The sequence below is a fragment of the Nocardiopsis sp. NPDC050513 genome, assembly GCF_044457925.1.
Taxonomy (GTDB): Bacteria; Actinomycetota; Actinomycetes; order Streptosporangiales; family Streptosporangiaceae; genus Nocardiopsis.
On the sequence record NZ_JBITHK010000003.1, the window covers coordinates 62,454 to 86,899 of the forward strand.

Annotated in this window: 18 protein-coding genes; 11 read left to right on the forward strand and 7 right to left on the reverse strand. The window is 72.5% G+C overall.

Going from position 1 to position 24,446, the window contains the following annotated elements; translation table 11 throughout:
- The first annotated feature begins 1 nt into the window (after nucleotide 1).
- The 5 genes from ACIBFB_RS05500 (at nucleotide 2) to ACIBFB_RS05520 (ending at nucleotide 6,727) form a co-directional block, all read left to right on the forward strand.
- On the forward strand, nucleotides 2-1,426 hold the full coding sequence (locus tag ACIBFB_RS05500; RefSeq protein ID WP_397226567.1) for a hypothetical protein: 1,425 nt from the start codon (nucleotides 2-4) through the stop codon (nucleotides 1,424-1,426).
- The gene (locus ACIBFB_RS05505; protein WP_397226569.1) at nucleotides 1,413-2,918 is read left to right on the forward strand and encodes an SCO6880 family protein; all 1,506 of its coding nucleotides are present in this window, start codon (nucleotides 1,413-1,415) and stop codon (nucleotides 2,916-2,918) included. Before ACIBFB_RS05500 ends, ACIBFB_RS05505 begins: the two co-directional genes overlap by 14 nt.
- Nucleotides 2,915-4,531: an ATP/GTP-binding protein gene (locus ACIBFB_RS05510; RefSeq protein ID WP_397226571.1), complete on the forward strand. Its 1,617-nt coding sequence runs from the start codon at nucleotides 2,915-2,917 to the stop codon at nucleotides 4,529-4,531. The genes ACIBFB_RS05505 and ACIBFB_RS05510 overlap by 4 nt, the downstream gene beginning before the upstream one ends.
- A complete protein-coding gene (locus ACIBFB_RS05515) occupies nucleotides 4,528-6,228 on the forward strand; it encodes a type IV secretory system conjugative DNA transfer family protein (RefSeq protein ID WP_397226573.1) in 1,701 nt (566 codons plus the stop codon). The genes ACIBFB_RS05510 and ACIBFB_RS05515 overlap by 4 nt, the downstream gene beginning before the upstream one ends.
- A 76-nt stretch (nucleotides 6,229-6,304) precedes the next feature.
- Entirely contained in the window at nucleotides 6,305-6,727 is a 423-nt protein-coding gene (locus ACIBFB_RS05520; RefSeq protein ID WP_397226575.1) for a DUF4913 domain-containing protein, read from the forward strand.
- A 34-nt stretch (nucleotides 6,728-6,761) separates the two neighbouring features.
- Here ACIBFB_RS05520 and ACIBFB_RS05525 read toward each other — a convergent pair whose 3' ends face one another.
- The 3 genes from ACIBFB_RS05525 to ACIBFB_RS05535 form a co-directional block, all read right to left on the reverse strand.
- On the reverse strand, nucleotides 6,762-7,631 hold the full coding sequence (locus tag ACIBFB_RS05525; RefSeq protein ID WP_397226577.1) for a hypothetical protein: 870 nt from the start codon (nucleotides 7,629-7,631) through the stop codon (nucleotides 6,762-6,764).
- Between the two features lie 100 nt (nucleotides 7,632-7,731).
- On the reverse strand, nucleotides 7,732-9,561 hold the full coding sequence (locus tag ACIBFB_RS05530; RefSeq protein WP_397226579.1) for an AAA family ATPase: 1,830 nt from the start codon (nucleotides 9,559-9,561) through the stop codon (nucleotides 7,732-7,734).
- Nucleotides 9,562-9,673: 112 nt separating this feature from the next.
- Nucleotides 9,674-10,735, reverse strand: a complete 1,062-nt coding sequence (locus ACIBFB_RS05535; protein ID WP_397226581.1) for a hypothetical protein — start codon at nucleotides 10,733-10,735, stop codon at nucleotides 9,674-9,676.
- A gap of 93 nt (nucleotides 10,736-10,828) precedes the next feature.
- Here ACIBFB_RS05535 and ACIBFB_RS05540 point away from each other — a divergent pair, with 93 nt between their 5' ends.
- A complete protein-coding gene (locus ACIBFB_RS05540; RefSeq protein WP_397226583.1) occupies nucleotides 10,829-11,554 on the forward strand; it encodes a 3-keto-5-aminohexanoate cleavage protein in 726 nt (241 codons plus the stop codon).
- Nucleotides 11,555-11,669: 115 nt separating this feature from the next.
- Here the strand turns inward: ACIBFB_RS05540 and thpR are convergent, their stop codons facing one another.
- Nucleotides 11,670-12,260 carry an RNA 2',3'-cyclic phosphodiesterase gene (gene thpR, locus ACIBFB_RS05545; protein ID WP_397226585.1) on the reverse strand — a complete coding sequence of 197 codons (591 nt, stop codon included), beginning with the start codon at nucleotides 12,258-12,260 and terminating at the stop codon, nucleotides 11,670-11,672.
- A gap of 218 nt (nucleotides 12,261-12,478) precedes the next feature.
- On the opposite strand from thpR, the gene ACIBFB_RS05550 reads away from it, so the two are divergent.
- Nucleotides 12,479-13,594 (forward strand): hypothetical protein, encoded by a 1,116-nt coding sequence (locus ACIBFB_RS05550; RefSeq protein WP_397226587.1) that lies wholly within the window; start codon nucleotides 12,479-12,481, stop codon nucleotides 13,592-13,594.
- Nucleotides 13,595-13,636: 42 nt separating this feature from the next.
- Entirely contained in the window at nucleotides 13,637-15,187 is a 1,551-nt protein-coding gene (locus tag ACIBFB_RS05555; protein ID WP_397226589.1) for a glycosyltransferase, read from the forward strand.
- A gap of 38 nt (nucleotides 15,188-15,225) precedes the next feature.
- Here the strand turns inward: ACIBFB_RS05555 and ACIBFB_RS05560 are convergent, their stop codons facing one another.
- Nucleotides 15,226-16,629, reverse strand: a complete 1,404-nt coding sequence (locus tag ACIBFB_RS05560; protein WP_397226591.1) for an MFS transporter — start codon at nucleotides 16,627-16,629, stop codon at nucleotides 15,226-15,228.
- Between the two features lie 151 nt (nucleotides 16,630-16,780).
- The gene (locus ACIBFB_RS05565; protein WP_397226593.1) at nucleotides 16,781-18,214 is read right to left on the reverse strand and encodes an NCS2 family permease; all 1,434 of its coding nucleotides are present in this window, start codon (nucleotides 18,212-18,214) and stop codon (nucleotides 16,781-16,783) included.
- Between the two features lie 269 nt (nucleotides 18,215-18,483).
- Between ACIBFB_RS05565 and ACIBFB_RS05570 the strand changes: the two genes are divergently transcribed.
- From ACIBFB_RS05570 to ACIBFB_RS05580, 3 genes are all read left to right on the forward strand, one after another.
- Nucleotides 18,484-18,762, forward strand: coding sequence for a DUF2530 domain-containing protein (locus ACIBFB_RS05570; protein WP_397226595.1), 279 nt, complete (start codon nucleotides 18,484-18,486; stop codon nucleotides 18,760-18,762).
- 51 nt (nucleotides 18,763-18,813) lie between these two features.
- Nucleotides 18,814-20,313 carry a methyltransferase gene (locus ACIBFB_RS05575; protein ID WP_397226598.1) on the forward strand — a complete coding sequence of 500 codons (1,500 nt, stop codon included), beginning with the start codon at nucleotides 18,814-18,816 and terminating at the stop codon, nucleotides 20,311-20,313.
- A gap of 110 nt (nucleotides 20,314-20,423) precedes the next feature.
- Nucleotides 20,424-21,284 (forward strand): MOSC domain-containing protein, encoded by an 861-nt coding sequence (locus ACIBFB_RS05580; protein WP_397226600.1) that lies wholly within the window; start codon nucleotides 20,424-20,426, stop codon nucleotides 21,282-21,284.
- Between the two features lie 27 nt (nucleotides 21,285-21,311).
- Here the strand turns inward: ACIBFB_RS05580 and ACIBFB_RS05585 are convergent, their stop codons facing one another.
- Entirely contained in the window at nucleotides 21,312-24,434 is a 3,123-nt protein-coding gene (locus ACIBFB_RS05585) for a sacsin N-terminal ATP-binding-like domain-containing protein (RefSeq protein WP_397226602.1), read from the reverse strand.
- Between the last annotated feature and the right edge of the window lie 12 nt (nucleotides 24,435-24,446).

Sequence of the window (24,446 nt, forward strand, 5' to 3'; positions counted from 1 at the left end):
CATGATCGACAAGTTCGTCGACGCGGTCGAATCGGTCGTCACGAACATGCTGACGTTCTGGATCGACGTTCCCTCGATGGGCATCGAGGACGGCGAGGTCGCCGCGGCCGCGTCGGACCCTCCCTCCGCGGGGCTCGCGACCCTCCTCGGATACTTCACCTGGATCGGCCTCGGCGTGGCCGTGCTGTCCCTCATCATCCTCGGCGCCATGCTCGCCATCGCCAGGTCCAGGGGGGAAGGCGGCCAGCACCTCGGGAGAATCGTCATCGTCCTGGGCGCGGTGGCGTTGATCAGCGGCGCCGCGTCCCTGATCTCGGGCCTGCTCAACACCATGGACTCCACCAGCGCCGGTGGAGCGGCGGGGTTCCTGCAGAGCAGGCTGTTCTTCTACGTCGGGATCGCGGCGACCGCCTCCGCGATCTTCGGGGGCGTCAAGATGGCCTGGGAGCAGAGGGCCGAGCCGGGCAAGGACCTCCTGAAGTCGCTCCTCACCCTCGTCGTCGTCTCGGGAGTGAGCGTCACCGCCATCAGCACCGCGATCGGGGTGGGCGACGAGTTCTCGGAGTGGATCATCGACGAGGCGGCGGCGCAGAGCGACATCGGCGAGATCACCACGGGGTTCGTCGCGGTGATGGGCTTCGGCTCGCTGGCGACGGGACCGGGCGCGCTGGTCCTCGTCCTCGTCCTCGGTCTCATCATCGTCATCGCCGGACTCGTCCAGATCGTCCTGATGATGATCCGTGACGGCATGCTCGTCCTGCTCGCCGGCGTGCTGCCCCTGACCGCGGCGTTCACCAACACCCAGATGGGCAAGTCCTGGTTCCAGAAGGCCGTCTCCTGGGTCGTCGCCTTCCTCCTGTACAAGCCCGTGGCGGCGATCATCTACGCGCTGGTCTTCGTCCTCCTCCAGGTACCGGACGGCGACCAGAGCTTCGGAGAGGCCCTGAGGAGTGTCCTCCTCGCGGTGACGATGCTGTTCCTGGCGATCTTCGCGCTCCCAGCGCTCATGAAGTTCGTGACCCCGATGGTGGGCGCGACCGCGGGCGGAGCCCTCGCGGCCGGTGCGGCGTCGATGGCCTCCCAGATGCCCACCGGGGCCGGATCCGGCGGCGGAGGCGGCAGCAGCGGGAGCGGCGGCAGCAGCACCGGGGGCGGCGGCCCCACCGGCGGCAAGAACGCCCCCGGTGGTCCGTCCGGAGGCAAGGCCCCGTCGACCAGGGGTTCCACCGGCGGCACCGGCGCGCAGACCGGAACCCAGGCCGCCACCCAGGCGGGAAGCTCCGGCGCGGGGTCGGCGGCCATGAAGTCCAACCCCAAGACCGCGGCGATCTACGCGGCCGCCAAGGCCGTCCAGAAGGGCGCCGAGAAGGCCCAGCAGTCCGTCGACGACACCGCCGGGGGAGACGGTCCCAGTGGCAGCGCATGACGACCTGACGCGGACGGTCCGGACCTACGGCAACTGGAGACGCCCCGCGTCGGCCGGGATCATGGGGCTCGGCACCATCGGTACCGCCTTCCTCCTGGCCAGCCTGATCATCGTCGTCTTCGTCGTCATGGTCGGTGGTCTCCTGCGCGGGGCGATCGCCGGAGCGATCCTCTCGGTCGTCCTGCTGGCCGTGCTGACCAAGGACAAACACGGCAAGAGCACCTTGTCGAAGATCGGAGTGCAGATGCTCTGGTGGAAGGCCCGGGCTCTGGGCGCCCACCTCTACCGCTCGGGGCCCCTGGGTCGAGTGCCCTGGGGCCGCTACCAACTCCCGGGGATCGCGGCTCCCCTCCGGCTGAGCGAACACCAGGACTCCTACGCCCGCCCGTTCGCCCTGCTCCACATGCCGGTCAACGGCAACTACTTCACGGCCGTCATCGCGACCGAGCCCGACGGCGCCGCCTTGGTGGACCCCGAGCAGATCGACTCCTGGGTCGCCGAATGGGGGCACTGGTTGGCCAACCTCGGCGACGAACCCGGCCTCGTCGCCGCGTCGGTGACGATCGAGACCTCCCCCGACACCGGGACCCGGCTGCGCCGCGAGGTCGTCGGCCAGATCGACGAACAGGCGCCTGAGTTCGCCCGGCAGGTGCTCCTGGAGACCGTCGAGTCCTACCCGCACGGCTCCTCCCTCGTGCGCGCCTACATCGCGCTCACCTTCAACGCAGGCAAGGACAAGAAGACCGCTCCCGAGGAGATGGGGCGCGAACTCGCCGCCCGCCTCCCCGGTCTGACCGGAAGCCTGTCCGCGACGGGCGCCGGTGCGTCCCGCCCCCTCGGCGCCCAGGAGCTGTGCGAGGTGGTGCGGATCGCCTACGACCCGGCGGCCGCGGTGCTCATCGACGAGGCGCGTGCCGTGGGAGAGATCCCCGAGATCGAGTGGCCGGACGTCGGCCCCACCGCCTACCAGGCCGGTTGGGACAGGCTCCGGCACGACAGCGCGCTGTCCGTGTCCTGGACGATGACCGCCGCCCCGCGCGGCAACGTGCAGTCCAGCATCCTGACCCGGCTGCTCGCACCGCACCCCGACATCGCCAGGAAGCGCATCACCCTGCTCTACCGCCCCCTGGATCCGGCGAAGACCGCCGCGGTCGTGGAGTCCGACCTGCGCGCCGCCCAGTTCCGCGCCAGCTCGAACGACCGGCCGACCGCGCGGGACATGATGGCGTCCCGGTCGGCCCAGGCGACGGCGGCCGAGGAGGCCGCGGGCGCGGGCCTGGTGAACTTCGGCATGGTCGTGACGGCCACCGTCGACGACCCGGCCAAGGAGGCCGACGCCCGCGCCGCCGTCGCCAACCTCTCGGCCGCGTCCCGGCTCCGCCTGCGCCCCGCCTACGGCGCCCAGGACTCGACGTTCGCCGCCGGACTGCCGCTGGGCATCGTCCTGCCCTTCCACCTGAGGATTCCCGTGGAGATCAAGGAGCAGATGTGAGTATCCGACGCGGCGGAGGGCACCGGAAGAAGTCGGCCGAGGCCAGGGGAAGATACCGGAGCGCGCCGCGCGCCGAGCAGTCCAGGATCACCCCCAAGCGCCCCGGGCCGCGCGGCTGGTCGTCCTACGGCGCCGGTGAGTCGACCGTCGTGGAGATGGCTCCCGAGTGGCGGGGCACCACCGTGCAGGTGTGCGGTCTGTGGCCGTTCGCCGTGGGCACCGGAACGCCGATGGTCGGCGTTCCCATCGGGCGCAACATCATGTCGGGCGCGACCCTGTGCTGCGATCCGATCTCCTGGTTCCAGCGCGCCAACCTGATCTCCAACCCGTCGATGTTCGTCCTCGGCAAACCCGGGCTGGGCAAGTCGACGATCACCCGGCGGATGGCCACCGGACTGTCCGGGTACGGCGTGCAGCCCTTCGTCCTCGGCGACCTCAAGCCCGACTACGTCGACCTCGTCGAGGCCCTGGGCGGGCAGGTGATCACCCTCGGCCGCGGCCGGGGCCACCTCAACGTCCTCGACCCGGGTCAGAGCAGCGAGGTCCTCGACCGCCTTCCCGCGTCGGAGCGGGTCAAGGTCGTGGCCGACGTGCACGGACGGCGGCTCACCATGGTCACCGCTCTGCTCACCATCATGCGCTCGGCCCCGGTGAGCGACCGCGAGGAGACGATCCTCGACCGGGCGTTGAAGGTGCTCGACGAACGCCACGAGGGAACCCCGGTCCTCAAGGACCTGTTGCAGGTGATCCAGGACGCGCCCGATCCGGTGCGCCAGGTCGCCCTGGACCGCGGCAGTCTCACGCGCTACCAGGAGATCACCGACCACCTGGAGGCGTCGCTGATCGGTCTCGTGGGGGGCGGACGCCTGGGGGAGATCTTCTCCCACCCGACCACCACACCGATGCTGCGCGACCGTCCGGTGGTCTTCGACGTGTCCAACATCGACGACACGGAGATGGACCTCCAAGCCGCCGTCCTGCTCGCCTGCTGGTCCACCGGGTTCGCCACCATCAACCTCTCGCACGCCCTCGCCGACGCCGGGCTGGAGCCCCGCCGCCACTACTTCGTCATCCTCGACGAACTGTGGCGGGCCCTGCGCGCGGGCCACGGGATGGTCGACCGGGTGGACGCCCTCACGCGCCTGAACCGTCAGCGCGGTGTCGGCATGGCGATGATCTCGCACACGATGAGCGACCTGATGTCGCTCTCCAGCGAGGAGGACCGCAGCAAGGCCAAGGGCTTCGTCGAGCGGTCCGGAATGGTGATCTGCGGGGGCCTCCCGCGCGCGGAGATGCCCATGCTGTCCTCGGTCATCCCGTTCTCCACGGCCGAGCAGGAGATGCTCGGCTCCTGGCAGGACCCGCCCGCCTGGGACTCCCACGCCGGTACGGAGAGCGCGCCCCCGGGGCGCGGAAAGTTCCTCGTCAAGGTGGGCGGCCGACCGGGCATCCCCGTGCAGGTCCAGCTGACCGAGGCGGAGAAGGGCATCAACGACACGAACAAGCTCTGGCACAGCGTCTCCCGGACGGGGACGGTCGAGCCGGAGGACGCCACCACCGCCCAGGAGCCCCAGGCCTCGGCGCCGGACCGGTCTGAGGAGGCCATGTCATGAGCAGAGCGAGCAAGGCTCCGACCGGTATGAACACCGAGGCGGTGCTGATCTGGGTCCTGATCGTCACCGTCGTGCTCACCGTCGGCACCGTCTGGGTGACCGTCCAGGTCGGCGCACGGCTCGGCGACGGCGCCGACCCGGTCCCCGCGAACCCGTTCGACGCCGTCTTCGGCGTCCTCGGCGGAGAGATCGCGTGGACGGGCGCGCACACGCTCGTCCTGGTCGGGCAGTGGGTGGTCCTGGGGCTGCTCGGCGTCCTCGTCCTGGTCCTGCGCCGCGGGAAGCGAGGTCGGGTGGACTCCTCCGCCTCCCACATGGGCGGAGGGAACGATCTGGAGAGGATCACGGAGAAGGGCGCCAGGGCCAGGGCCGAGCGGCTCGGCGTGGTCGGTTCCCCCGGGGTTCCCATCGGCCGGTCGGTCCGCGACCGCCAGATGCTGTACGGCTCCTGGGAGGACATGCACGTCGACATCTGGGGCCCGCGCACCGGTAAGACCACCTCCCGGGCGATCCCCGCCATCCTGGAGGCTCCGGGGGCGGTCCTGGTCACCAGCAACAAGCGGGACGTGGTGGACGCGACCCGGGGTGTGCGCGAGGCCGCCGGCCCGGTGTGGGTCTTCGACCCCCAGGCCATCGCCCTGGAGGAGCCGGACTGGTGGTGGAACCCGCTGTCGTACGTGACGGACGAGGTGAGGGCGGCCAAGCTCGCCGGCCACTTCGTCGCGGGATCCAGGGACGCCGACGCCAAGACCGACGCCTTCTTCGACGGCGCCGCGCAGGATCTCCTCGCGGGACTGCTCCTGGCCGCGGCCCTGGACGACCGGTCCATCCTCCAGGTGTACACGTGGCTGACCCGGCCCCACGACGACGAGGCGGTCGGCATCCTGGCCGGCCACCGGTTCGATCTGGTGGCGGACAACGTCTCCGGTGTCGTGAACTCCCCGGAGAAGCAGCGCGGCGGCGTCTACGGCACCGCCATGCAGATGGTGTCGTGCCTGATGAGCCGACAGATCGCCCCGTGGATCTCGCCGCGGCAGCCGGGCGCTCCGGACCCGCGCAGGCACTTCGACCCCCGTGAGTTCGTCGCCCGGGGCGGCACGCTCTACTCCCTGTCGAAGGAGGGCAAGGGCAGCGCCGGACCGCTGGTCACCGCCCTGACCGTCGCCGTCGTCGAGGCGGCCGAGGAGTTGGCCACCACCCAGAGGGGCGGACGCCTGAGCACACCGCTGCTCGGAGTCCTGGACGAGGCCGCGAACGTGTGCCGGTGGAACGACCTCCCCGCGCTCTACTCCCACTACGGCTCGCGGGGCATCGTCCTGATGACGATCCTCCAGTCCTGGTCGCAGGGCGTCGACGTGTGGGGGCAGAGCGGCATGCGCAAGCTCTGGTCCGCCGCCAACATCAAGGTCTACGGCGGGGGTGTCTCCGAGGTCGAGTTCCTCAACGAGCTGTCCCAACTCATCGGCGACCACGAGGTGGACAAGGCGTCGTACTCGGGCGGCAGGGGCGGGCGCTCGGTCTCCTGGCAGGTCGACAAGGAGCGCACGATGGACGTCTCCGACCTGGGTTCGATGCCCCCTGGCCGTGCCGTGGTGATCGCCTCCGGGACCCCTCCGACGCTCGTGGAGACGGTCCCGTGGATGGCCGGACAGTACAAGGAGCTGGTGACCGCGTCCCTCAAGCGGTACGAGCCCTGACCCTCCCGGGCCCGGAACGGCCCCGGCACGACGGCGCGACGCGGTGCCGCCCCAGAGCGGACGGAAGGACGGACAGGTGGCCGGAAACGAGGACTGGCTCGACGAACTCGACAAGCTGGCCGACGGAGCGGAGGAAACCACGGACTCGTCCGACCAGCCCGTGCACGGCAACGCGGTCGACTTCTTCGAGAGCTACTTCCGGCACGTCTACAAGCGCAGGGTCGGCATCCGCAACCAGTACCGCTGGTCCGCCAGGTGGTGGGAGAACCCGGAGGCCCTCATCCGTGTGGACGCCGTCTGGCGCGCCTGGGAGAGCCTGAGCGCCGACCCGTCGACCGGGATGAGCAGCTGGCTCCGCGACCACGCGGACTACCACATGGGGATCCTGCTCTCGCCGGACGGGCCCATGGGCGGTGCGGAGGACCAGAACCAGGCGGGAGAACCCCTCCCCCACGATCCGCCGCCTCCGGGGCAGTTCCCGGACGTCCGGGACCGGTAGGCCCCGTCGTCCGCCCGAGGGCCGGGAACACCGTTCAGTCGCCGCGGCCCCGACCGGAGCCCCGCATGATCCGCCGCGCGTCGAGGCGTCGGCGGGCGGCCTGGTCCTGTTCCTGGGGCGCCGCCTGTCGCGTCGGCGGAGACGAGGTCCTGCCCCGGCCCAGGAGGTCCTGCGCGCTGGTCCGGCCCTGCTCGCCCCGGTGCCCGTCCCCGCCCGCCTGGACCTGCTCACCCTCCTGAACCGTCTGCGGCTGGAGGGGTTGTCGATCCTGCTGGTGCGCCCGCTCCTCGTCGGCCTGCTCGTCCTGCTGGACCGGCCCGCTCCGCTCGCCCTGCCGCTGGGGCAACCCCAGCTGCTCCGCCAGGTACTGCTCGTCCTGCTCCATCCGCTCCAGCTTGCCGAAGAGCGCGTCGAGACCCTCCTGCTCCCGAGCGTTCCCCGGGACGATGCTGGCCGCCTCGGCACCCATGCGTTCCAGATCCGTCCACGTGCCGGGGGCGTCGGGGCCGTTGTTCTGGACCAGTTCGTCGAGGCTGGCGCCGAAGCGCCTCTCGTACCCCCGGTTCAGGTTCCAGCCCGCGATGCGGGCCCGCCACCTGTCGTCGCGGTGTCTGTGCGCGGCCAGGGCGGCGTCCTGGATCTTGGCCGGGGTCGCGTCCTTCCACCAGGAGTCCCGGCCGACCCCCCTCAGCGTCTTCCTGTCCTCCTTCCACCGAGCCCGCGTCTGCTTCCGCTCCCGCCGCTCCCGGCGCCCCGGCGCCTGTTCCCTCCTCCTCTGGTCACGCAGTCGTGCGGCGATCCTGGCGTTCGCTGAGCGACCGACCGCCCTGGCGATCTCCATCTGGAGGTGGATGGCGTGGAGCAGCGCCTCCTCGGCACCGTCCGACCTCTCGTCGATCTGCACCTGGTCTTCCCCATCTGCTCGGAGGCGTCGGATCCGTCACGGACCCGGGTCGCGGCCGCGGTCGGACCGCGCCAAGGGCGAGGACGCCGGAGCCGCCCGCTCACGCCCCCAGACTGAGCGCCGCGAGACGGTGGGAGGCTGCCCGGGTCTCCTCCCGGAGGTCGCCGAGATGGACGATTCCGCCCCTGGCGAGGTGTTCGTCGAACGGCACCCGGACGACCCCGGCGACCCTTCCGTGGAAGAAGCGCTCCAGGCCCGCCAGTTCCTCCGGGCCCACCACCCGGGGATCGACCCGGGAGACGGCGGCGAGCGCGGTGGATCCCAGTCGCTCGTATCCGTTCCTGGACAGCCATTCCAGCGTCGTGACGGCGGCTCGCGCCGCGTCCAGGGCGGGCTCCAGCACGATGACGACCCGGTCCGCCAACTGGAGGACGTGGTTCATGCCCGGGTTGCCGAGGCCCGTGCCGCAGTCGGTGAGGGTGATGTCGTAGTACTGCTCCAGGACGTCGGCGGCCTTCTTGTAGGCGCCCCGCTCGTCCAGCAGGCCGGTGCTCTGCTCCGGGTCCCCGACGAGCGCGTGCATCCTCGCGCCGTTGATCGAGACGTACCGCCGCAGGTCCGAGTACCGGGTGATCCTGCCCGCGTTCTCGTAGAGGTCCCTGAGGGTGTGGGGGTTCTGCAGCGGCACGCGGTCGCGCAGCGTCCCGCTGTGCGGGTTCATGTCGACGGCGATCGCCCGGTTCTCGCTCGCGGAGGCGAAGACCGATCCGAGCAGCACCGTGGTGGTCGTCTTGCCCACCCCGCCCTTGAGACTCAGAACGGCGATCCGTGTGTGGGAGCCCACGACCGGGATCGGAGCCGCCGACACCGGGGGCACGGGGACGGGCGCGCCCGCACGGCGCTCGAAGACACCGGTGACCCCGGATCCGGTCCCGTAGCCCTGGTTCGCTGGCCCGTACCCGACGGGGGGAGGCGGTGCGGGGGCCGCCCCGCGCTCCTGGTTGATCTCCTCGATGACGGAGGCCCACAGGTTCTCCGACTCCGATTTGCTCAGCGGCGCCGGCGGCGCCGAGGGGCCCTGGGCGGGCGGGGCCCACTCCGAGGTCCCGGAGGTGCTCTCCCGGGCCCGCTGGTCGTCGCGCTCCCTCTCCTCGAGACGGCGCCTGACGGCGCGGAACAGCACGGACGAGGCCGAGACGCGGGGACGGCCGTCCTCCGTGGGACGCTCGCTCCGGCCCTCGTCCAGTCCCGCGTCGGGCTGGGGGTCCGACGTCACAGGAGAGGCCGGAGGCGGGGGGAACGGCGGGCGCTCCATCGGCGCCGCGCCGGTGTCACCTCCCGGCGTGCTGGAGGGCTCCGGGATCGGCTGTGTCCCCGGAGCGGCCGCGGCCTCGGAAGCCCCGGCCCCCTCCCGCTCCGTCGATGCCGCCTGCTGCTCGGGCCGATCGCCCCTGGACCTGGTGTCCCGGATCTTGCCCTGGGAACCGCGCCGACCCTGCGCGGCCGACCTCTTCCTGCCCTGGCGCTTGCCCGGCTCGGCGGTGGAGTCGTTCTCGACCAGGCCGTCGGGGTACACGACGAGCGACCACTCGTCCTGATCGTCCACCGTCAGCGCGCGGACCGGGCGCCCCAACTTCTCCGCGGTCTGGGCGATGTGCCGGATGATGTTCGTGCGCGTCTCCGGAAGATCCCTTCCCGTGACCGAGGTCGAGACACCGTTGACGATGACCTCGGCCGCCTCGTCGTGGAAGACCGTCGCCGTGATCTTCGGAAACGAAGGCACCTGCTTGTGGTCTACGCGCACGGCCATCCCCTCTGCTTCGTCGTGCTCGTCCTGGGCGGCGTCGAGGATCGGTGCGAGTGCGCCCGCTTCCCCCGTCGTCCGGTTCGGGCCCGCCCCCGTCACGGCACGGGACAGGACGAGAGCCACGCGTATTCTGACTCACGGGGAGGTCTTTTCGTTCACCTGATCGTCGTGCGAATGTGAGGAACGGTCACCGGAACGCGCGATCGGTCGTCCTCCCGCGCCGCAGGAGGCGCCGCTACCCCCGGCGGGCGAGCAGCACGATCCCGCCGATGAGCAGCGCGGCGACCACGACCCCGCCCAGGATGAACGGCAGCGCTCCCGCTCCTCCGCTGCCCGCCTCGGCGCCCGCCTCGCTCTCCTCCGGCGTCGGCTCCGGATCCGCCCCGGTGGGCTCTCCGGACAGGTACCTCTCCTCCAGGGGCACCCGCCACACGGGGGCGTCCACCCCCTCCGTCCCGGCCATGAGCGCGGTCCCGTCGGGGGTGAAGGCGATCGACTCCCCCTGGTCGGACTCGGGCAGCTCGAAGGAGCCCAGGGAGGTGCCCGGCACGCCCTCGGCGGCGTCGTAGACGTTGACCCCCCAGTAGGTGCGGATCACGTAGCGGCCGCCGTCGGGCGAGAAGGCCGCGTCGGTGGCGAACAGCGGCGCCGAGTCGATCCGCTCCAGGGTGTTCGCACCCGCCGGGTCGAGTTCCTCGGGCGCCGCGTACACGCCGCCGGAGAACTCCTTGGACACCACGTACAGGCGGCCGTCGCGGGGGTCGACCATCATCGCCTCCGCGTCGCGCCCTCCGTCGGCGTAGGCGAGGGTGATCTCCTCCGGTTCGACGGTGGCGTCGGCGAGGGCCGCGGGTTCGGGGAACCGGTAGACCGAGACGTCCGGCCAGCTCCCGCCGAAGTTGTCGCCGATGTCGCCCACGAGCACCCGCGGGGTCCCGTCCGCGCCCTCCGTGACGGTGATCGCCTCCCAGTCGCGCAGCTGTACGGCGAGGGTGATCGTCGCGAGGGTCTCGCCGTTCCCGTCCACCGCGTACACCTCGGGCGCGATGGGCCCGCTGTCGTTGTGCGTCCACCACACGCCCTCGTGCAGCCGGGACGGGGCGATGCCGCTCGACTCCGCGATCCTCGGGTCCTGGAGGGTGAACGCGGTCTCCGACCCCTCCGGCCCCTCGCCGCCGCGCGGGTAGTCCAGGCCACCGGTGCCCCCGTCGCCCGGTTCGGCCGTCGAGGCGGCGGCCGGGACGGCGGAGGCCGCGACGAGGAGGGCGGCCACGGCGAGTGCGAGCGGTCGTGTCATGGTCGCCATCCTGCCAGGGCGTTGCGCCCCCGGTGCTTGCACCCGCTGGGGAGCGGGCACATTCGGCATACGGAGCGCCGTGAGGAGAGCCAGATGAGGATCGTCGCCTGTCTCAACGGAGACCGCCGTCCCGGCGCGCATCCCGCCCTGCCCGTGTCCGCGGACCAGATCGTCGCGGACGCGCACGCCGTGGTCGAGGCGGGCGCCACCGCGATCCACGTGCACCCGCGCGACTCGGGAGGCGCCGAGTCGCTCGAACCGCAGGTGGTCGCGCCCCTGATGGAGAGACTGCGCGCCGACGGGCCCGAGGTCCCCGTGTCGCTGACCACCTCCCTGTCCGCCGAGTCCGACCCGTGGCGCCGGTACGACCTGGTGCAGAGGTGGGCGTCGTCCGCGTTACCGGACTCGGTGACGGTGAACCTGCACGAGGCGGGGTCGGTCGACCTCGTGCACCTGTTGGACGACCGCCGGGTGGCGGTGGAGGCCGGGGTGTGGACGGTGGAGGCGGCGCGCATCCTGGTCGCGACGAGGATCCCGGTGACCGCGGTCCTGGTCGAGCCCACCCAGGTCACGGTGGCGGACGCGCGCGCCAACGCCGACGCGGTGATCGCGCTCCTGGACCGGGCCCGGGTGACGGCGCCCCGGATGCTGCACGGATCGGACGCGACCGCCTGGCCGATGCTGGAGGAGGCGGTCGAGGCGGGCTACGACGTGCGGATCGGGCTGGAGGACACGATGCGGCTGCCGGACGGCACGGAGGCCCACGACAACGCGGCGCTCGTGGCGCACGCGGTCGGCCTGGTCTCCGCCAGGGCGTGAGCACGCCCCTCGGGCCCGGATCAGCCGAAGAGCGCCCCGAGCACCACGATGAGCATGATCGAACCGAGCACCACGGGCAGCAGCCAGCGCTGCTTGCGGTTGTTGGTGAGCATGCTCATGGCGTGTCCAGCTCCGGTGGTCGCTCCGAATCGGCTTCCCAGCCTAACGCCCAGGTCTGGACGGTTCGGTAGCGGTCGGCCGAACCGGGACGGCTCTCGATGAGGTGCACGTCGCGCGCCCGCCAGCGGGCTCCCCGCAGCTCGCCGAGGTCCTCGACGACCTCGGCGAGGTCGCTGGGCGGACGGCTCCGGGCGACGGTGAGATGCGGCACGTAGGGGCGCCGTTCGACCGGGATCCGCACCGACCGGGCGGCCCGGCGCATCCCTCGGGCCAGGGCGTCCAGGGCGTCGAGGTCCCCCGTGACACCCGCCCAGAGGACGGACGACCGCCGGCCCCGCGGCGGGAAGCGGCCCCAGCCCTCGACGGCGAGGGACAACGGCCGTTGGGTGCGCGCCGCCGCGCCGATCGCCTCCGTGAGCACCGGCAGGCGCTCCTCCTCCACCTCGCCCAGGAACACGAGGGTGATGTGCCAGTCGTCGCTGTGGGTCCAGCGCAGGGGACGCCCGTGCGAGCGCCCCCGGTCGACGGCCTCACCGAGCGCCCGCAGGACCTCGGTCGGGGGGTTGAGCGCGACGAAGAGTCTCATGCGGTGGTTCCTTCCCCTCCGCCCCTGGCCCGACCCGCGGCCACCGCCGCGGCGGGCCCCGCGTCTCGGGGTGTCCCCTGTCCGAGGACCCCTGTACCGTCGGCGGTCTGGAACCGCGACCGTGCCACGCGCGTCCCACCGAAGCGGACGCGGAAGCCCGGCACGCCCACGAGGCACGTTCCCCGTCCGTCGGCGACGAGATCACCAGAGAGGTGACGGTGCACGATCACGACGCAACGCTGACCGAGTACGAGCGGATCTACTCCGCGGCCGCACGCATGCTCTTCCTCGCTGACGAGAAGTGGCGGGGCGAGCGCAGCCCCTGGCCCGCGCGGCGTGTCTCGGCGTGGCGGAAGCTGGCGGGGATCCTGGGCGCGGATGCCACCGTCGGCGCCGAACCCGGCCAGCCCTCCGACCCGACCCGGCACGTGCTGACCCAGCGGACGCCCGACGACCGTCCGGTCCCGCTGGCCAGCGCGGCCACCGCGTGGCAGACCCGTCTGGACCAGGGCAAGGGCGTCCAGAACCCCGCGTACATGCTCCTGGAGCACCCCGAACTCCATCCCGTCCACTACGAGGCGCACGCATGCGTCATCGTCTCGTCCGGTTGGGCGGGAAGCCTCAGTGAGATCGTCGCCGAACTGGGCAGGCGTGTCGCCCCCGGACGCCCCGCGTACACCGTCGGCCCCAGCGCCGAGGGGCTGTCCGTGACCCTGCACGAGATCGCCGACCACCTGCGCGGAGCGTTCACCGGAGCGGGGCCGACACCCCATCCGGCCGGGGCCGCCCGGGTCAGTGGGACCCCTGCCGCACTGGTCACGGACATCACGCGGGAGCACTGTGAGCGGCTGCGTGCGGCCGCGCTCGCCGCCGCGGCCGAGATCCCCGTTCTCGAGGAGTTCACGGGGTCGAAGGACGTGTCCATGAACCGGGACGTCGTCGACGCCGCGGAGATCCTGCGCCAGATCGCCCGTGGTTCCGGGGGCGACCCCTGGCGTGAGCGCGGCCAGTCCACCGACCCGTCATCCCAACGGTTGGGGACATGGCGGCGTACCACGTTCGCGGAGTTCGACCACGAACTGCGGGAACGGCTGTTCACCGGCGCTCCGCCGCCCCGTGTGCCCGAGGTACGGGAGCTGGCCGCCCCCGCCCCACCGCGTGGCGGTCTCCGATTCGGTGCGCTGTCCGAGTCGGCGGCGTTCGTCGTGGCGGAGATGGTCGACGAGGTGGCAGCGCGGCTGTGGCCCGGCCGATCGGTCGGGACCATCGGGATCGACGCCTACCCCCTCGCGGAGACGGCACACCGGGTCAGGGGACAGCTCAGATCCATCTGACGTGTCCTCTTCCCTCGACCGGAGCATCCTTCAGCGGGAGTCATGGCCAGCTACCTCTTTCTCATGTTCCACGCGGAGCACAAGGACGGCGGCATCGTCCTCAACGAGCGGTTGTGCCAGGCCATGGCCGAACGGCACGACGTGCATCTCCTGAGTGTCGGAAACCATCCCGACATCCCGGGGGTGAACGTCGTTCCGCTGCTCGACGACGCCGTTCCCGAACACCGGCGGGAGGAATTCGAGAGCCACACCGGAACCGTCGGCGGCTACTCGGAGAAGATCAAGATCCACCTCGCCGACAGGAGCCCCGCGGAACTCGGTCTCCCCTCAGGGCCCGACGGCGTCGACTTCGTCGTCGGGTACAGCGACGTGACCGGTGGCGCCGCGCTCTGGATCCGGGACCGGTTCTATCCCGAAGCGCGGGTGGGGGCCGCGCTCACCATGGATCCCGAAGCGGTCCTCGCCGTCCATGGGAAGCCGGAGTTGGGTCGGCGTCGCGTCGAGAGACACCGTGAGGTCTTCCTGGAGTCGGACGTCGTCCTGGCGCACGGGGTGAAGACAGCGGACGACGCGAAGAGGATCATCGGCGCGGACGAGGTCGGAGGTGCGCGTCCCCCGATCCACACCTTCATCCCCGGGAACGACGTGGGCGGACCGCCACCCCCGCCGCGCGGACGCGACGACCCCTTCAACGTGCTCATGCTCGGCCGCATGGACGATCTGAACAAGGGAGCCGTGGACGGGGCGCTGGCCGTCCAGAACATGCGGAGAGGAGGCTACGCGGACACGAGGCTCACACTCCTCGGAACGCAGAACATGGACATCGACGCGTTCCACGCATGGCTGGGTGAAGACCTCGATGCGGATTCCCGGGAGTTCGTGGACATCAGGGACTTCACCCCGTCCCGGGAGGAGATCTCCGCGGCGATCGCCGAGGCCGATGTCGTGCTCGCGAGCCCCGTCAGCGAATCCTACGGGCTCGCCTACGCCGAGTGCGCCTCCGCCGGCACACCGGTGGTCGCCACGGAGGGCAACGGCAACGGCTTCGCGAGCGTGCTCAAGGACGGCAGGCTCGTACCGCCCGAGGTCGGGGCCATGCTCGTGATCGACGACAACGGCAGCACCAACCACGACAACGCCCGCATGGGGACCGGACCCGCGACACGGCTCAAGCGGTTCGAGGTCATCTCCGCCAAGCTCATGGACGTACACGACAACCCGGACGCCTACCACCAGGCGGCCCTCGCACTCCAGAACGAACTGAGGAACTACTCGCACCGCGACGCCGCGAACGGGATCCACGCCGCCATGGAACACGTACGCGACGGAGGAACCCAGGACACCTTCCAGCGGCCGGGCGGACGGATCGACAGGGTCACGGCCGTCGCGCACGAGGGCGGCGGGTCCGGACCGGGCGCTTCGCGGACGCACGACCGCTCGTCCGACGCGCCCCGCGCCATGGACCTCCTGGGCAGGGGACGGCCCGTGAACCCTCCGGCGGCACGGGCGTCGGAGGGCGCTTCGCCCGGCTCTCTTCCCCCGGACACGCGGAACCGCGCCCGCGAGGAGCGCGGCTCAGGCATCGGAGACTGAACATGTGGCCGGTGGCGCCGCCTCCCCCGTTCCTCGGCTCACACCCGCGTGCCGGTCTCCTCCGAGGAACGCCGGTCCGCATCGACGTCGCCACCGCAAGGCCCCGGCGCCTCTGACGCAACGTCAGCCCCCCGAGCCCCCTCGGTCTCCTCGGTCTCCTCGGTCTCCTCGGTCTCCTCCGTCACGTCCGGGCTCTCCAGACCCGGACTCCTGCCGGACACCAGGTCCCGCAGGGGCGCCCCCGTGGCCCTGGCCAGCAGCGCGCCCAGCGCGCACACGACCGCGATCGTCACCGCGCCGCCCACGGCCAGGCTGACGCGCGGGCCGAACGCGTCGGCGAGCAGGCCGACCACGGGGGCTCCGATCGGTGCCACACCCATGAACACCAGCATGAACATGCTCATCACCCGGCCGCGCATCCGCGGGTCGACGCTCAGCTGGAAGGTCGCGTTGAGTGTGGTCACGAACGTGATGAAGGCGACGCCCATCGGTATGAGCACCACCACGAACGACACGTAGCCCGGCATCGCTCCCGCCACTATCTGGAACACCCCGAAGCCCAGGGATCCCAGCAGCACCAGGCTCAGCCTCGGGCGCTCCCGGCGGGCGGCGAGCAGCGCGCCCACCAGCGCGCCGACCGCCAGGGCCGCGGCGGCCACCCCGAACGCGGCGGCGCCCGTCTCGAACACGTTGTTCACCATCAGGGCGATCTGGTTCTGGCCGTTGGCACCGAAGAACTGCACGCACGCGGCCAGCACGAGCAGCAGCACCAGGTCCCGCCTACCGCTGACGTAGCGCAGTCCCTCGCGGATCCGCCCCTTGCCGCCCGGCACGGGGTCGGTCCTGTGGAGCTCGCCGGTGCGGATCATCAGCAGCGCGACGATCGTGAAGCCGAACGACAGCCCGTTGACCATGAACACCGGGCCGCTGCCGATCCACGCGATGAGCAGTCCGGCGATCGCGGGTCCGGTGACCCGCCCGAGCTGGAAGCTGGCGCTGTTGAGCGCGATGGCGTTGCTCAGGCGCTCCCGGTCGACCATCTCCGGGACGAAGGCCTGACGGCCCGGGTTGTCCAGCACGGTGATCAGCCCGAGCGCGAACGCGAAGAGGTAGACGTGCCACACCTGGGCGGCGCCCGCGGTGGCGAGCACGCCCAGAGCGACGGCGAGCAGACCCATGGAGCCCTGGGTGAGGACCAGTAACCGCCGTTTGTCGATGCGGTCCACGAGCGCCCCGCCCCACAGGCCGAACAGCAGCATCGGCAGGAACTGGAGCGCCGTGGTCATGCCCAGCGCGATGCCGCTGCCGCCGCTCAGTTGCAGGACCAGCCAGTCCTGGGCGATGCGCTGCATCCAGGTGCCGGGGTTGGACATGAGCTGACCGAGCGCGTACAGGCGGTAGTTGCGCACGGACAGGGACCGGAACATCGCCAGACGCGGCATCAGCCCCCCACCGCCCGTCCGGGCTCGTGGTGCGGGGCCGTGCCGGTCGGGCGGAAGGTGGCGCTACGTAAGCGTAAACGGCGTTGACTCATTACTGGAGACAACGCCGTCCACGACCGTGCGCATTCCCGTCACGGGGCCGCGGGCCGGATCAGCCGAGGAGGGCGTAGATCGGGGCCTCGGCGAAGTGCACCAGGAAGATCACCGAGATCACCCACAGCAGCGGGTGCACCTGGTTGGCCTTGCCCTGCACCAGGCGGACGAACGCGTAGCCCAGCAGGCCGAACCCGATGCCGTTGGCGATGGAGTAGGTGAACGGCATCATGATGATCGCCAGGAACGACCCGATGCCGAGCGCCGGGTCCCGGAAGTCGATGTTGACGACCTGGGTCATCATCATGAAGCCCACCAGCACCAGCACGGGTGTGGCCGCCTCGAACGGCACCAGGCTCACGAGCGGGGTGAAGAAGGTGGCCAGCAGCATCATGCCGCCGGTGACGATCGGCGCGACTCCGGTCCGGGCGCCCTCGCCGACGCCCGCCGCCGACTCGGCGTAGACGGTGTTCACCGACGCCGAGCCGAGGCCGCCGAGGATCGTGCCGAAGGAGTCGGCGACGAGGACGCCGCGCGTGTTCTCCATGTCGCCGTCCTCGTCGACCAGCCCGGCCTCGTAGGCGACGCCGACCATGGTGCCCATGGTGTCGAAGAAGTCGGCGAGCAGCAGGGTGAAGACGAGCATCAGCACCGTGGCGAAGCCGATCTCGTTCCACCGCGCCAGGACGTCGCCTCCGCCCTCGGCGAAGAGGCCGACGAGGCTGAGGTCCGGAAGGGCGACCACGTCGCCGACACCGGTGGGCAGGCTCGGGACGGTCAGGCTCCAGCCGAGGCCGTCCGCCTCGCCGCTGCCGAGCACGGTCTCCACGAGGATCGCGACGACGGTCGCCAGGACGATGCCGATGAGCAGCGCGCCCTTGACCCTGCGGACGTACAGCGCGACGCTCACGAGCAGGCCGAGCACGAAGACCACGATCGGCCAGCCGTTGAGGCCCCCGTCGCCCAGCTGGACCGGGGTTCCCTCGCCCGCCTGGACGAACCCGGCGTTGACCAGGCCGATGAGCGCGAGGAACAGGCCCACGCCGACCGCGATCGCGGTCTTGATCCCGGGCGGGATCGCGGCGAAGACCGCCGTCCGGAACCCGGTCAGCACCAGGACGAGCAGCAGGACGCCCTCGATGATGACCAGCAGGAAGACGTCGGCCCAGGGCATCAGCGGGGCGAGCCCGTAGGCGATGACCGCGTTGAGGCCCATGCCCGCCGCGATCGCGAACGGGTAGCGGCTGACGATGCCCATGAGGACGCAGGAGATCGCCGCGACGAGGGCGGTGACGGCCGCGACCTGGGGAATGCCCAGGGTCTCGCCGTTGACGTCCTCGGCGGTGCCGATGATCAGCGGGTTGAGGACGACGATGTAGGCCATGGCGAAGAAGGTCGCCAGGCCGCCGCGGAGCTCGGTCGAGAGGTTCGAGCCGCGTTCGGTGAAGCGGAAGTAGCGGTCCATGAAGCCCGATGGGGCCTTGGACGGCATGGAGGGGGATGTGCGTGGAGTCTTCACGTCAGCCTGACCTGGTCGCGTTATGGGACAACAAGGATTCTGGGCCAGGTTAGTTGCGTCTTCGTACAACAGATGTCACAGCTGACGCTCGTGTTTCGGAGGAAACACCATATGGTCGGATGATCGGCTGCACGAATGTGACCGAGCACACCGCCTGCCCAGCCCTGTCCGAACGCCCCCGTCCGCCCGGGGCGGAGGGGCGCGCCCGGGTCCGCGGCGCCGCCAGCCGATAGCCTGGGCACGTGCGCAAACCTCGCCAGCCCGACCCCGACGTCCACGAGAGCGACTACCGTGTCCCCGCCGCCCTCGGCACCGTGGCCTGGACGGTGGCGCTCATCGTCCTCGTCGCCCTGGGTGACGGCCTCCCCGACACCGAGCGGTGGTGGATCGGCGTCTGTGTGACCGGGATCGTCCTGGGCGTGTTCGGTTTCCTCTACATCCCGCGGCTGCTCCGCAAGCGCGCCGAGGCCGCCGAACGCGCGCTCCCCAGCACCGACGGTGACGCCGCCGACCCCTCCTGAACCAGCCCACCGACCAGCGCGGCACCCGTGCGCCTGACCGATAATGGGCGGGTGTCTGAGACAGAATTCCCGCGAGCGCTCGCCGACCGCCTCCGCGGCATCCTCATCGACGCCGACTACACGGTGTCCGGCGTCCGAGACCGGCTCGGCGACGCCGCCGCACGGGCGCTCGCCCGCGAGGAGCTGGTGCCCGCGCTGCGCGCCACCGGCGGGGACGAACGCCTCGGACTGCTGCTGCGGCTGTGGTGGCTCCAGGCGCCCATCCCCGAGCGGGCCGCCCGCGCCATCCTGCCCGTCGACGAACTGGCCGGGGCCGGGCTCGTCACCGTCGACCGGGACGCCGCCGACGGCCCCGTCGTGCGCGCCCTGGTCCACCTCGGCCCGTGGGAGCTGGAGGAGGGCCGCCCGGGGTTCGTCGTCTCCGACCCCAAGGTCCGACCGGGCAGCGGGACCGTGCCCCGGCCCGACCACGTCGTGGGCGCCGGGGGCGCGTCGGCGACGCTGTCCCAGCTCATCGTGGACGGCCCGGTCGACCGCGCCCTGGACCTGGGCACGGGCTGCGGTGTGCAGGCGCTGCACCTGGCCTCCCGCGCCCGCGAGGTGGTCGCCACCGACCTCAACCCGCGCGCGGTGCGCCTGGCCGGGATCAGCCTCGCGCTGTCCGGCGTCACCGGGGCCCGTCTGGAGCAGGGCTCGATGTTCGACCCGGTCGCGGGCGAGCGCTTCGACCTGATCGTCTCCAATCCGCCGTTCGTCATCACCCCCGAATCGGCCCGGTTCACCTACCGCGAGTCCGACCTGCCCGGCGACACCGTCTGCGCCGAGCTGGTTCGGCGGGCCCCCGAGCACCTGGCCGACGGCGGCTGGTGCCAGATCCTCGCCAACTGGACGCACTCCGACGGCGACGACTGGGAGGACCGGGTCGGCGGCTGGGTGACCGGCACCGGGTGTTCGGGCTGGGTGGTCCAACGGGACGTCCAGGACCCCGCGGAGTACGTGGAGCTGTGGCTGCGCGACTCCTGCGAGCACGGCACCCCCGAGTACACGCGCCGCTACGACGCGTGGCTGGACTACTTCGAGCGCGAGGGCATCAAGGGGATCGGTTTCGGCTGGATCTGCCTGCGCAACGACGTCGCGCAGGACGCGACCGTGCGGGTGGAGGAGCTGCGGCACGAGATCGAGCGGCCCGTCGGCCCGTACCTGCCGGACGTGGTGGACGGCGCGATGACCGCGCACCGGCTCACCGACGCCGCGCTGCTCTCCGCCCACGTGGCGCTCGCCCCGAACGTGGTGGAGGAGCGCGTGGGCCGGCCCGGCGCCCCGGACCCGGAGAAGATCGTCCTGCGCCAGCGCGGCGGCCCGCACCGGGTCGCGCGCATCGGCACGGTCGAGGCGGCCCTGGCCGGGGTGTGCGACGGCACCATGCCCGTCGGGCCCCTCCTGGACGTGATCGCCGAACTGATGGGCGAGGACCCCGAGGTCATCCGCGAGCGCACGCCCGACGCCCTGCGCACCCTGATCTCGGAGGGCTTCTTCCGCGTCGCCCGGTAGGCGCCGTGTCCGCCGCCGCCCGCGGAGGCGGCGACCGCCCGGTCCGCGGCCGACCGTCCGCCCTCGGCCCTCGGCCCTCGGGGCCCGCGCCCACGCGGTACCTTCGGCTCATGGCTCGAATCACCGAACTCGTCCACTACCCCGTCAAGGGCTGCGCCGGCACCACCGTGACCAGCGCGCGGATGACGTCCGCCGGGATCGCGCACGACCGTGCGTTCATGGTGGTCGACCCCGAGGGGAACTTCCGCAGCCAACGCGTCGACCCGCGCATGGCGCTCGTGCGGGCGGGTGTCGACGCCGAGGGCACCGGCCTGAGCCTGAGTCAGGACGGGCTCGACCCCTTCGACCTCAAGGTCGACCCCGACGGCCCGCGGGTCGGCGTGACCCTGCACAAGAGGCCGTTCGTCGGCGTCGACCAGGGTGACGAGGCGGCCGGGTGGCTGTCCGAGGCACTCGGCGCCGACAGCCGCCTCGTGCGGGTGCCCGACGACCACGACCGCAGGACCGGTGGCCTGACCCCCGGGACCAGCGGATTCGCCGACAGCACCGCCGTGCTCGTGGCCTCGCTCGCCTCCCTCGACCTGCTCAACGAGCGCATCGTCGCCCGCGGCGGCGAGGCCGTCCCCATGAACCGCTTCCGCCCCAACGTCGTCGTCTCGGGCTGGGCGGAGCCGCACACCGAGGACCGCGTCCGCGCCGTCCGCCTGGGTGACGCGGAGCTCGGCTACGCCAAGGTGTGCATCCGCTGCGCGGTCACCACCGTGGCCCAGGAGCGCGGCGAGAAGGACGGCCCCGAGCCCCTGCGGACGCTCGCGGGCTACCGCAGGGCCGACTCGGGCGGTGTCGCCTTCGGCGCCAAGTTCGCGGTCACGCGCCCCGGGACGCTGTCCGTGGGCGACGAGGTCCACGTCACGGCCTGGGGCGACCGGGAGGAGGGCCTGGGCGGGCGACTCGCCGCGGCGCTGTCCTGACCGTCCCGCCCCGGACCCGGGCCGCCCTCAGTCCAGGTCGGCCTCGGCGAGCAGGGCCGCGGCGGCGGACGGGTCGCGGAGCACCGCCGACACCACGTGGCGGCGGTCCCACTGCCCCGACCGCCAGCACAGCGCACGGGCCAGACCGTCGGTGGTGGCCGCGTGCACCGATCCGTCGCCCACGTACCACTCCACCTCGACGCCGTCCACGGTGAGCGTCTGGTGGTGCAGGTAGGTGCGGTCCGGCTCTCCGTCGGGGTCGAGGAACAGCTCGGCCTCCCCCGGCACCTGGCGCATCTCCCCGCCCGACCCGACCTTGCCGTCGACGGACTCGCTCGCCAGGTCCAGGTCGAGCACGTCCGCCAGCGCCTCGGCCGCGTCGGCGGACGCCAGCACCAGCGGGCGGTCGCCGAGCAGCGGCAGCAGGTCCGGCGAGTCCACGACCACGGCGTCCTCCGCGTCGGCGACGACGATCGCCCCGCCGTGCACCGCCCGCACCCGGCTCGGCGGTGTGACCAGCTCGGTCTCCACCCCCGAGAGCGCGGTCCACAGCCGCCGCAGCGCCACCCGGTCCACGTGCCGCGCCGGATCCGCCAGCCTGGCCAGGAGGTCGTCCGGCCCGTCGGGGTCGGCCACCAGCTCGGCCAGGGTCGTCCGCACGCCCAGGGCGTGGGCGAACTCCAGGTCGATCTCGGCGGGCACCTCGTCGTAGAGCCCGACCAGCGCCGCCTCCGCGTCGTCCGTGCGCAGCTCGACCGGCGGACGCCCGCCCAGCAGGGCGCGCGTGCGCAGCCACCAGGCCGTGTAGGACGGCACGTCGACCACGCGTCCGTCCGGCATCAGCACCCGTGCCGGTGCGGTGACCGCCTCGCGCAGCGGCATCCGCGCGAGCATCGCCAGCGCCGCGGGCCACCGGTCGTCGGCCACGTAGTCGAGGTCGGCCACGCACACGAGCTCGGGCGCCACCGGCGGCAGGTCCGGGTCGCCGAGGCGTTCCAGCACCTCGTCCGCCCAGTCCTCCAGCCCGTCCGGGCCGCCGTCCCCCGCCCCGCCGTCGAAGGCGGACGCCAGCTCCTCGCCGAGCGCGACCTCCTCGGCCCGGACCACGGTCAGCTCCCAGAGGGCGCCGACGGCGCGCAGGGCCCCGGTGCCGTGCCGCTCGACGACGTCCGCGTGCACCGTCCCGAACGGCGCGTCGTCGACGAGCAGGTCCGCCAGGGGCGCGCCCGGCACGAGCAGTTCGGCGGCCACCGAGTAGCCGTCCTCGTCGTCGCGCAGCGCCAGATCGGCGAGCCAGGGGGCGTCCGCGACGGACATCCCGGAGGCGGCCACCAGATCCAGGACGGCCTCGGCGACGGGCTCGGGGTCCTCCGCCTCCAGGGAGTCGCGGACGGCGGCCTCCGTGAGGGGGTCGGACAGGACGGCGGCGGGGCTGGCGTCCAGGGCGCCGAGGCGGCGCAGGAGCGGGCTCACGGCGTCCGGGTGGACCACCCGCACCCCCAGGGCGGACAGGGCGGCGGGATCGAGCCGCTCCCCGTGCGCGTCGCTGACGTCGGCCCAGTCCTCGGTGGGCAGGAGCAGGGAGCGGGGACCGCGCACGAGGCGGCCGTCGGCGAGCGGGACCGGCAGGGCGCCCAGTTCGTCGAGGTCGGCGCCGCCGCTGCCCGCGATCTCCAGCGCCGCGTACAGCTCAGCCCACCACCCGGGCGCCCGTTCGGTGTCCCCGAGCAGGTCCGCGAGGTCGGCGAGCCCGACGCGGCGCACGCGCAGGGCGGTCAGGGCGGGGTGCCTCGGGTTCCACGTGCCGGGCAGCAGGCGCGGGGCGAGTTCGGCCAGGACGTCGACCAGCTCTCCCGCTCCGCCGGAGCCGCCGGTGTCGAGGAGCACCGCGTCGCGCGGGGCCACGGGGGCGCCGGTGGCGGTGGTGAGGAACGGGGTGTCCTGGAGCGGCTCGGCGACGCGGGCGCGGAAGACCGCGTCGATCGCTCCGCCGCCCACGCGGGTGCCCGGGACGAGGTCGAGGGCGGCGCGGGCGTCGAAGCCGCGCAGCAGCGCGCAGTAGGCGCGGGCGGCCTCCACCAGCAGCAGGTCGGTGGCGGCGCCCGGTTGGACGGTACGGCGGTCGGTGCTGAGCGGGAAGGCGCCGATGAGGACGGCGGGCAGGTCGAGGCCGGTGTCGGTGGGCGTGGGGGCGTGCACGACGGGTTCGACGTCGGCGGGCAGGGTCGCCACGACGCCGTCCTCGTCGACGGGCACCGCCCAGGTCAGCGACCACTCCGTGCGGCTGCGCTCCTCCACGGGGCGGTCGGCGAGCAGGGCGGGGTCGAAGGTGCCCGAGCGCGACAGCACACGCCAGTGCGTCAGCCGGGTGCCGTCGGCGTCCCGCAGCGTGGTGACCGGACCGGAGGGGTCGGTGTCGTCGCGGGTGAGGACGCGCTCGACCCCGTCGACGCTCAACCGGACCTCGGTGAGCCCGGGCAGGGCCAGCATCAGCGCCTCGCCCGTGGCGTCCAGGAGGCCGCGCACACGGGCGCGCGCGGCCTCGTCGCGCAGGACGAGCGTGACGACGGTGTCGTAGTCCCCGGCCCCGACCGGCTCGGCCGGGAAGGGCAGCCGCAGCATCGGCACGTGGCCGGAGCGGTGCCGGACCTCCTCGGACAGGCCGCCGTGGGCCGTCCCGTCGGCCAGGAGCGCGGCGACGGCCGCCCCGGCGTGCTCGGCGCTGAAGCGCACGGCGGAGCCGCCGGAGGAGACGGTGACGTCGTCGCTGATCGCGGCGACCGCGGAGAACCCCACCCCGAAGCGGCCCGCCGTTCCGCGTTCGCCGCGCTTGGTGGAGGCGCGCAGGGTCGAGAGGGACTCCACGCCCTCGGCTGTCAGGTGGGCGCCGGAGTTGGCGGCGGTGAACCGGTCGCCCTCCAGCGTCAGGGCCAACCGGCCGGGGACGTCGGCGCGGCGGGCCGCGTCGGCGGCGTTCTGGGCCAGTTCGACGACGACGCGGTCGCGGTAGCCGCCGAGCGCGAAGTCCTCCTCGGCGTTGGCGTCCTCGCGGAACCGGGCGGGGGCGTCGGCCCACGCCGCGAGCACGCGTCGGCGCAGTTCGGCGGTGTTGAAGGGATCGGCCGCCGAAGCGGTCACCGACTCGGCCATCGTGGGTTCCTC

Excerpts from the sequence above, each read along its gene's own strand:
- ACIBFB_RS05585 (WP_397226602.1), bottom strand. The coding sequence starts at position 24,434 with ATGGCCGAGTCGGTGACCGCTTCGGCGGCCGATCCCTTCAACACCGCC.
- thpR (WP_397226585.1), bottom strand. The coding sequence starts at position 12,260 with ATGAGACTCTTCGTCGCGCTCAACCCCCCGACCGAGGTCCTGCGGGCG.
- ACIBFB_RS05500 (WP_397226567.1), top strand. The coding sequence starts at position 2 with ATGATCGACAAGTTCGTCGACGCGGTCGAATCGGTCGTCACGAACATG.
- ACIBFB_RS05535 (WP_397226581.1), bottom strand. The coding sequence starts at position 10,735 with ATGACACGACCGCTCGCACTCGCCGTGGCCGCCCTCCTCGTCGCGGCC.
- ACIBFB_RS05515 (WP_397226573.1), top strand. The coding sequence starts at position 4,528 with ATGAGCAGAGCGAGCAAGGCTCCGACCGGTATGAACACCGAGGCGGTG.
- ACIBFB_RS05540 (WP_397226583.1), top strand. The coding sequence starts at position 10,829 with ATGAGGATCGTCGCCTGTCTCAACGGAGACCGCCGTCCCGGCGCGCAT.
- ACIBFB_RS05560 (WP_397226591.1), bottom strand. The coding sequence starts at position 16,629 with ATGCCGCGTCTGGCGATGTTCCGGTCCCTGTCCGTGCGCAACTACCGC.
- ACIBFB_RS05555 (WP_397226589.1), top strand. The coding sequence starts at position 13,637 with ATGGCCAGCTACCTCTTTCTCATGTTCCACGCGGAGCACAAGGACGGC.
- ACIBFB_RS05565 (WP_397226593.1), bottom strand. The coding sequence starts at position 18,214 with ATGCCGTCCAAGGCCCCATCGGGCTTCATGGACCGCTACTTCCGCTTC.
- ACIBFB_RS05580 (WP_397226600.1), top strand. The coding sequence starts at position 20,424 with ATGGCTCGAATCACCGAACTCGTCCACTACCCCGTCAAGGGCTGCGCC.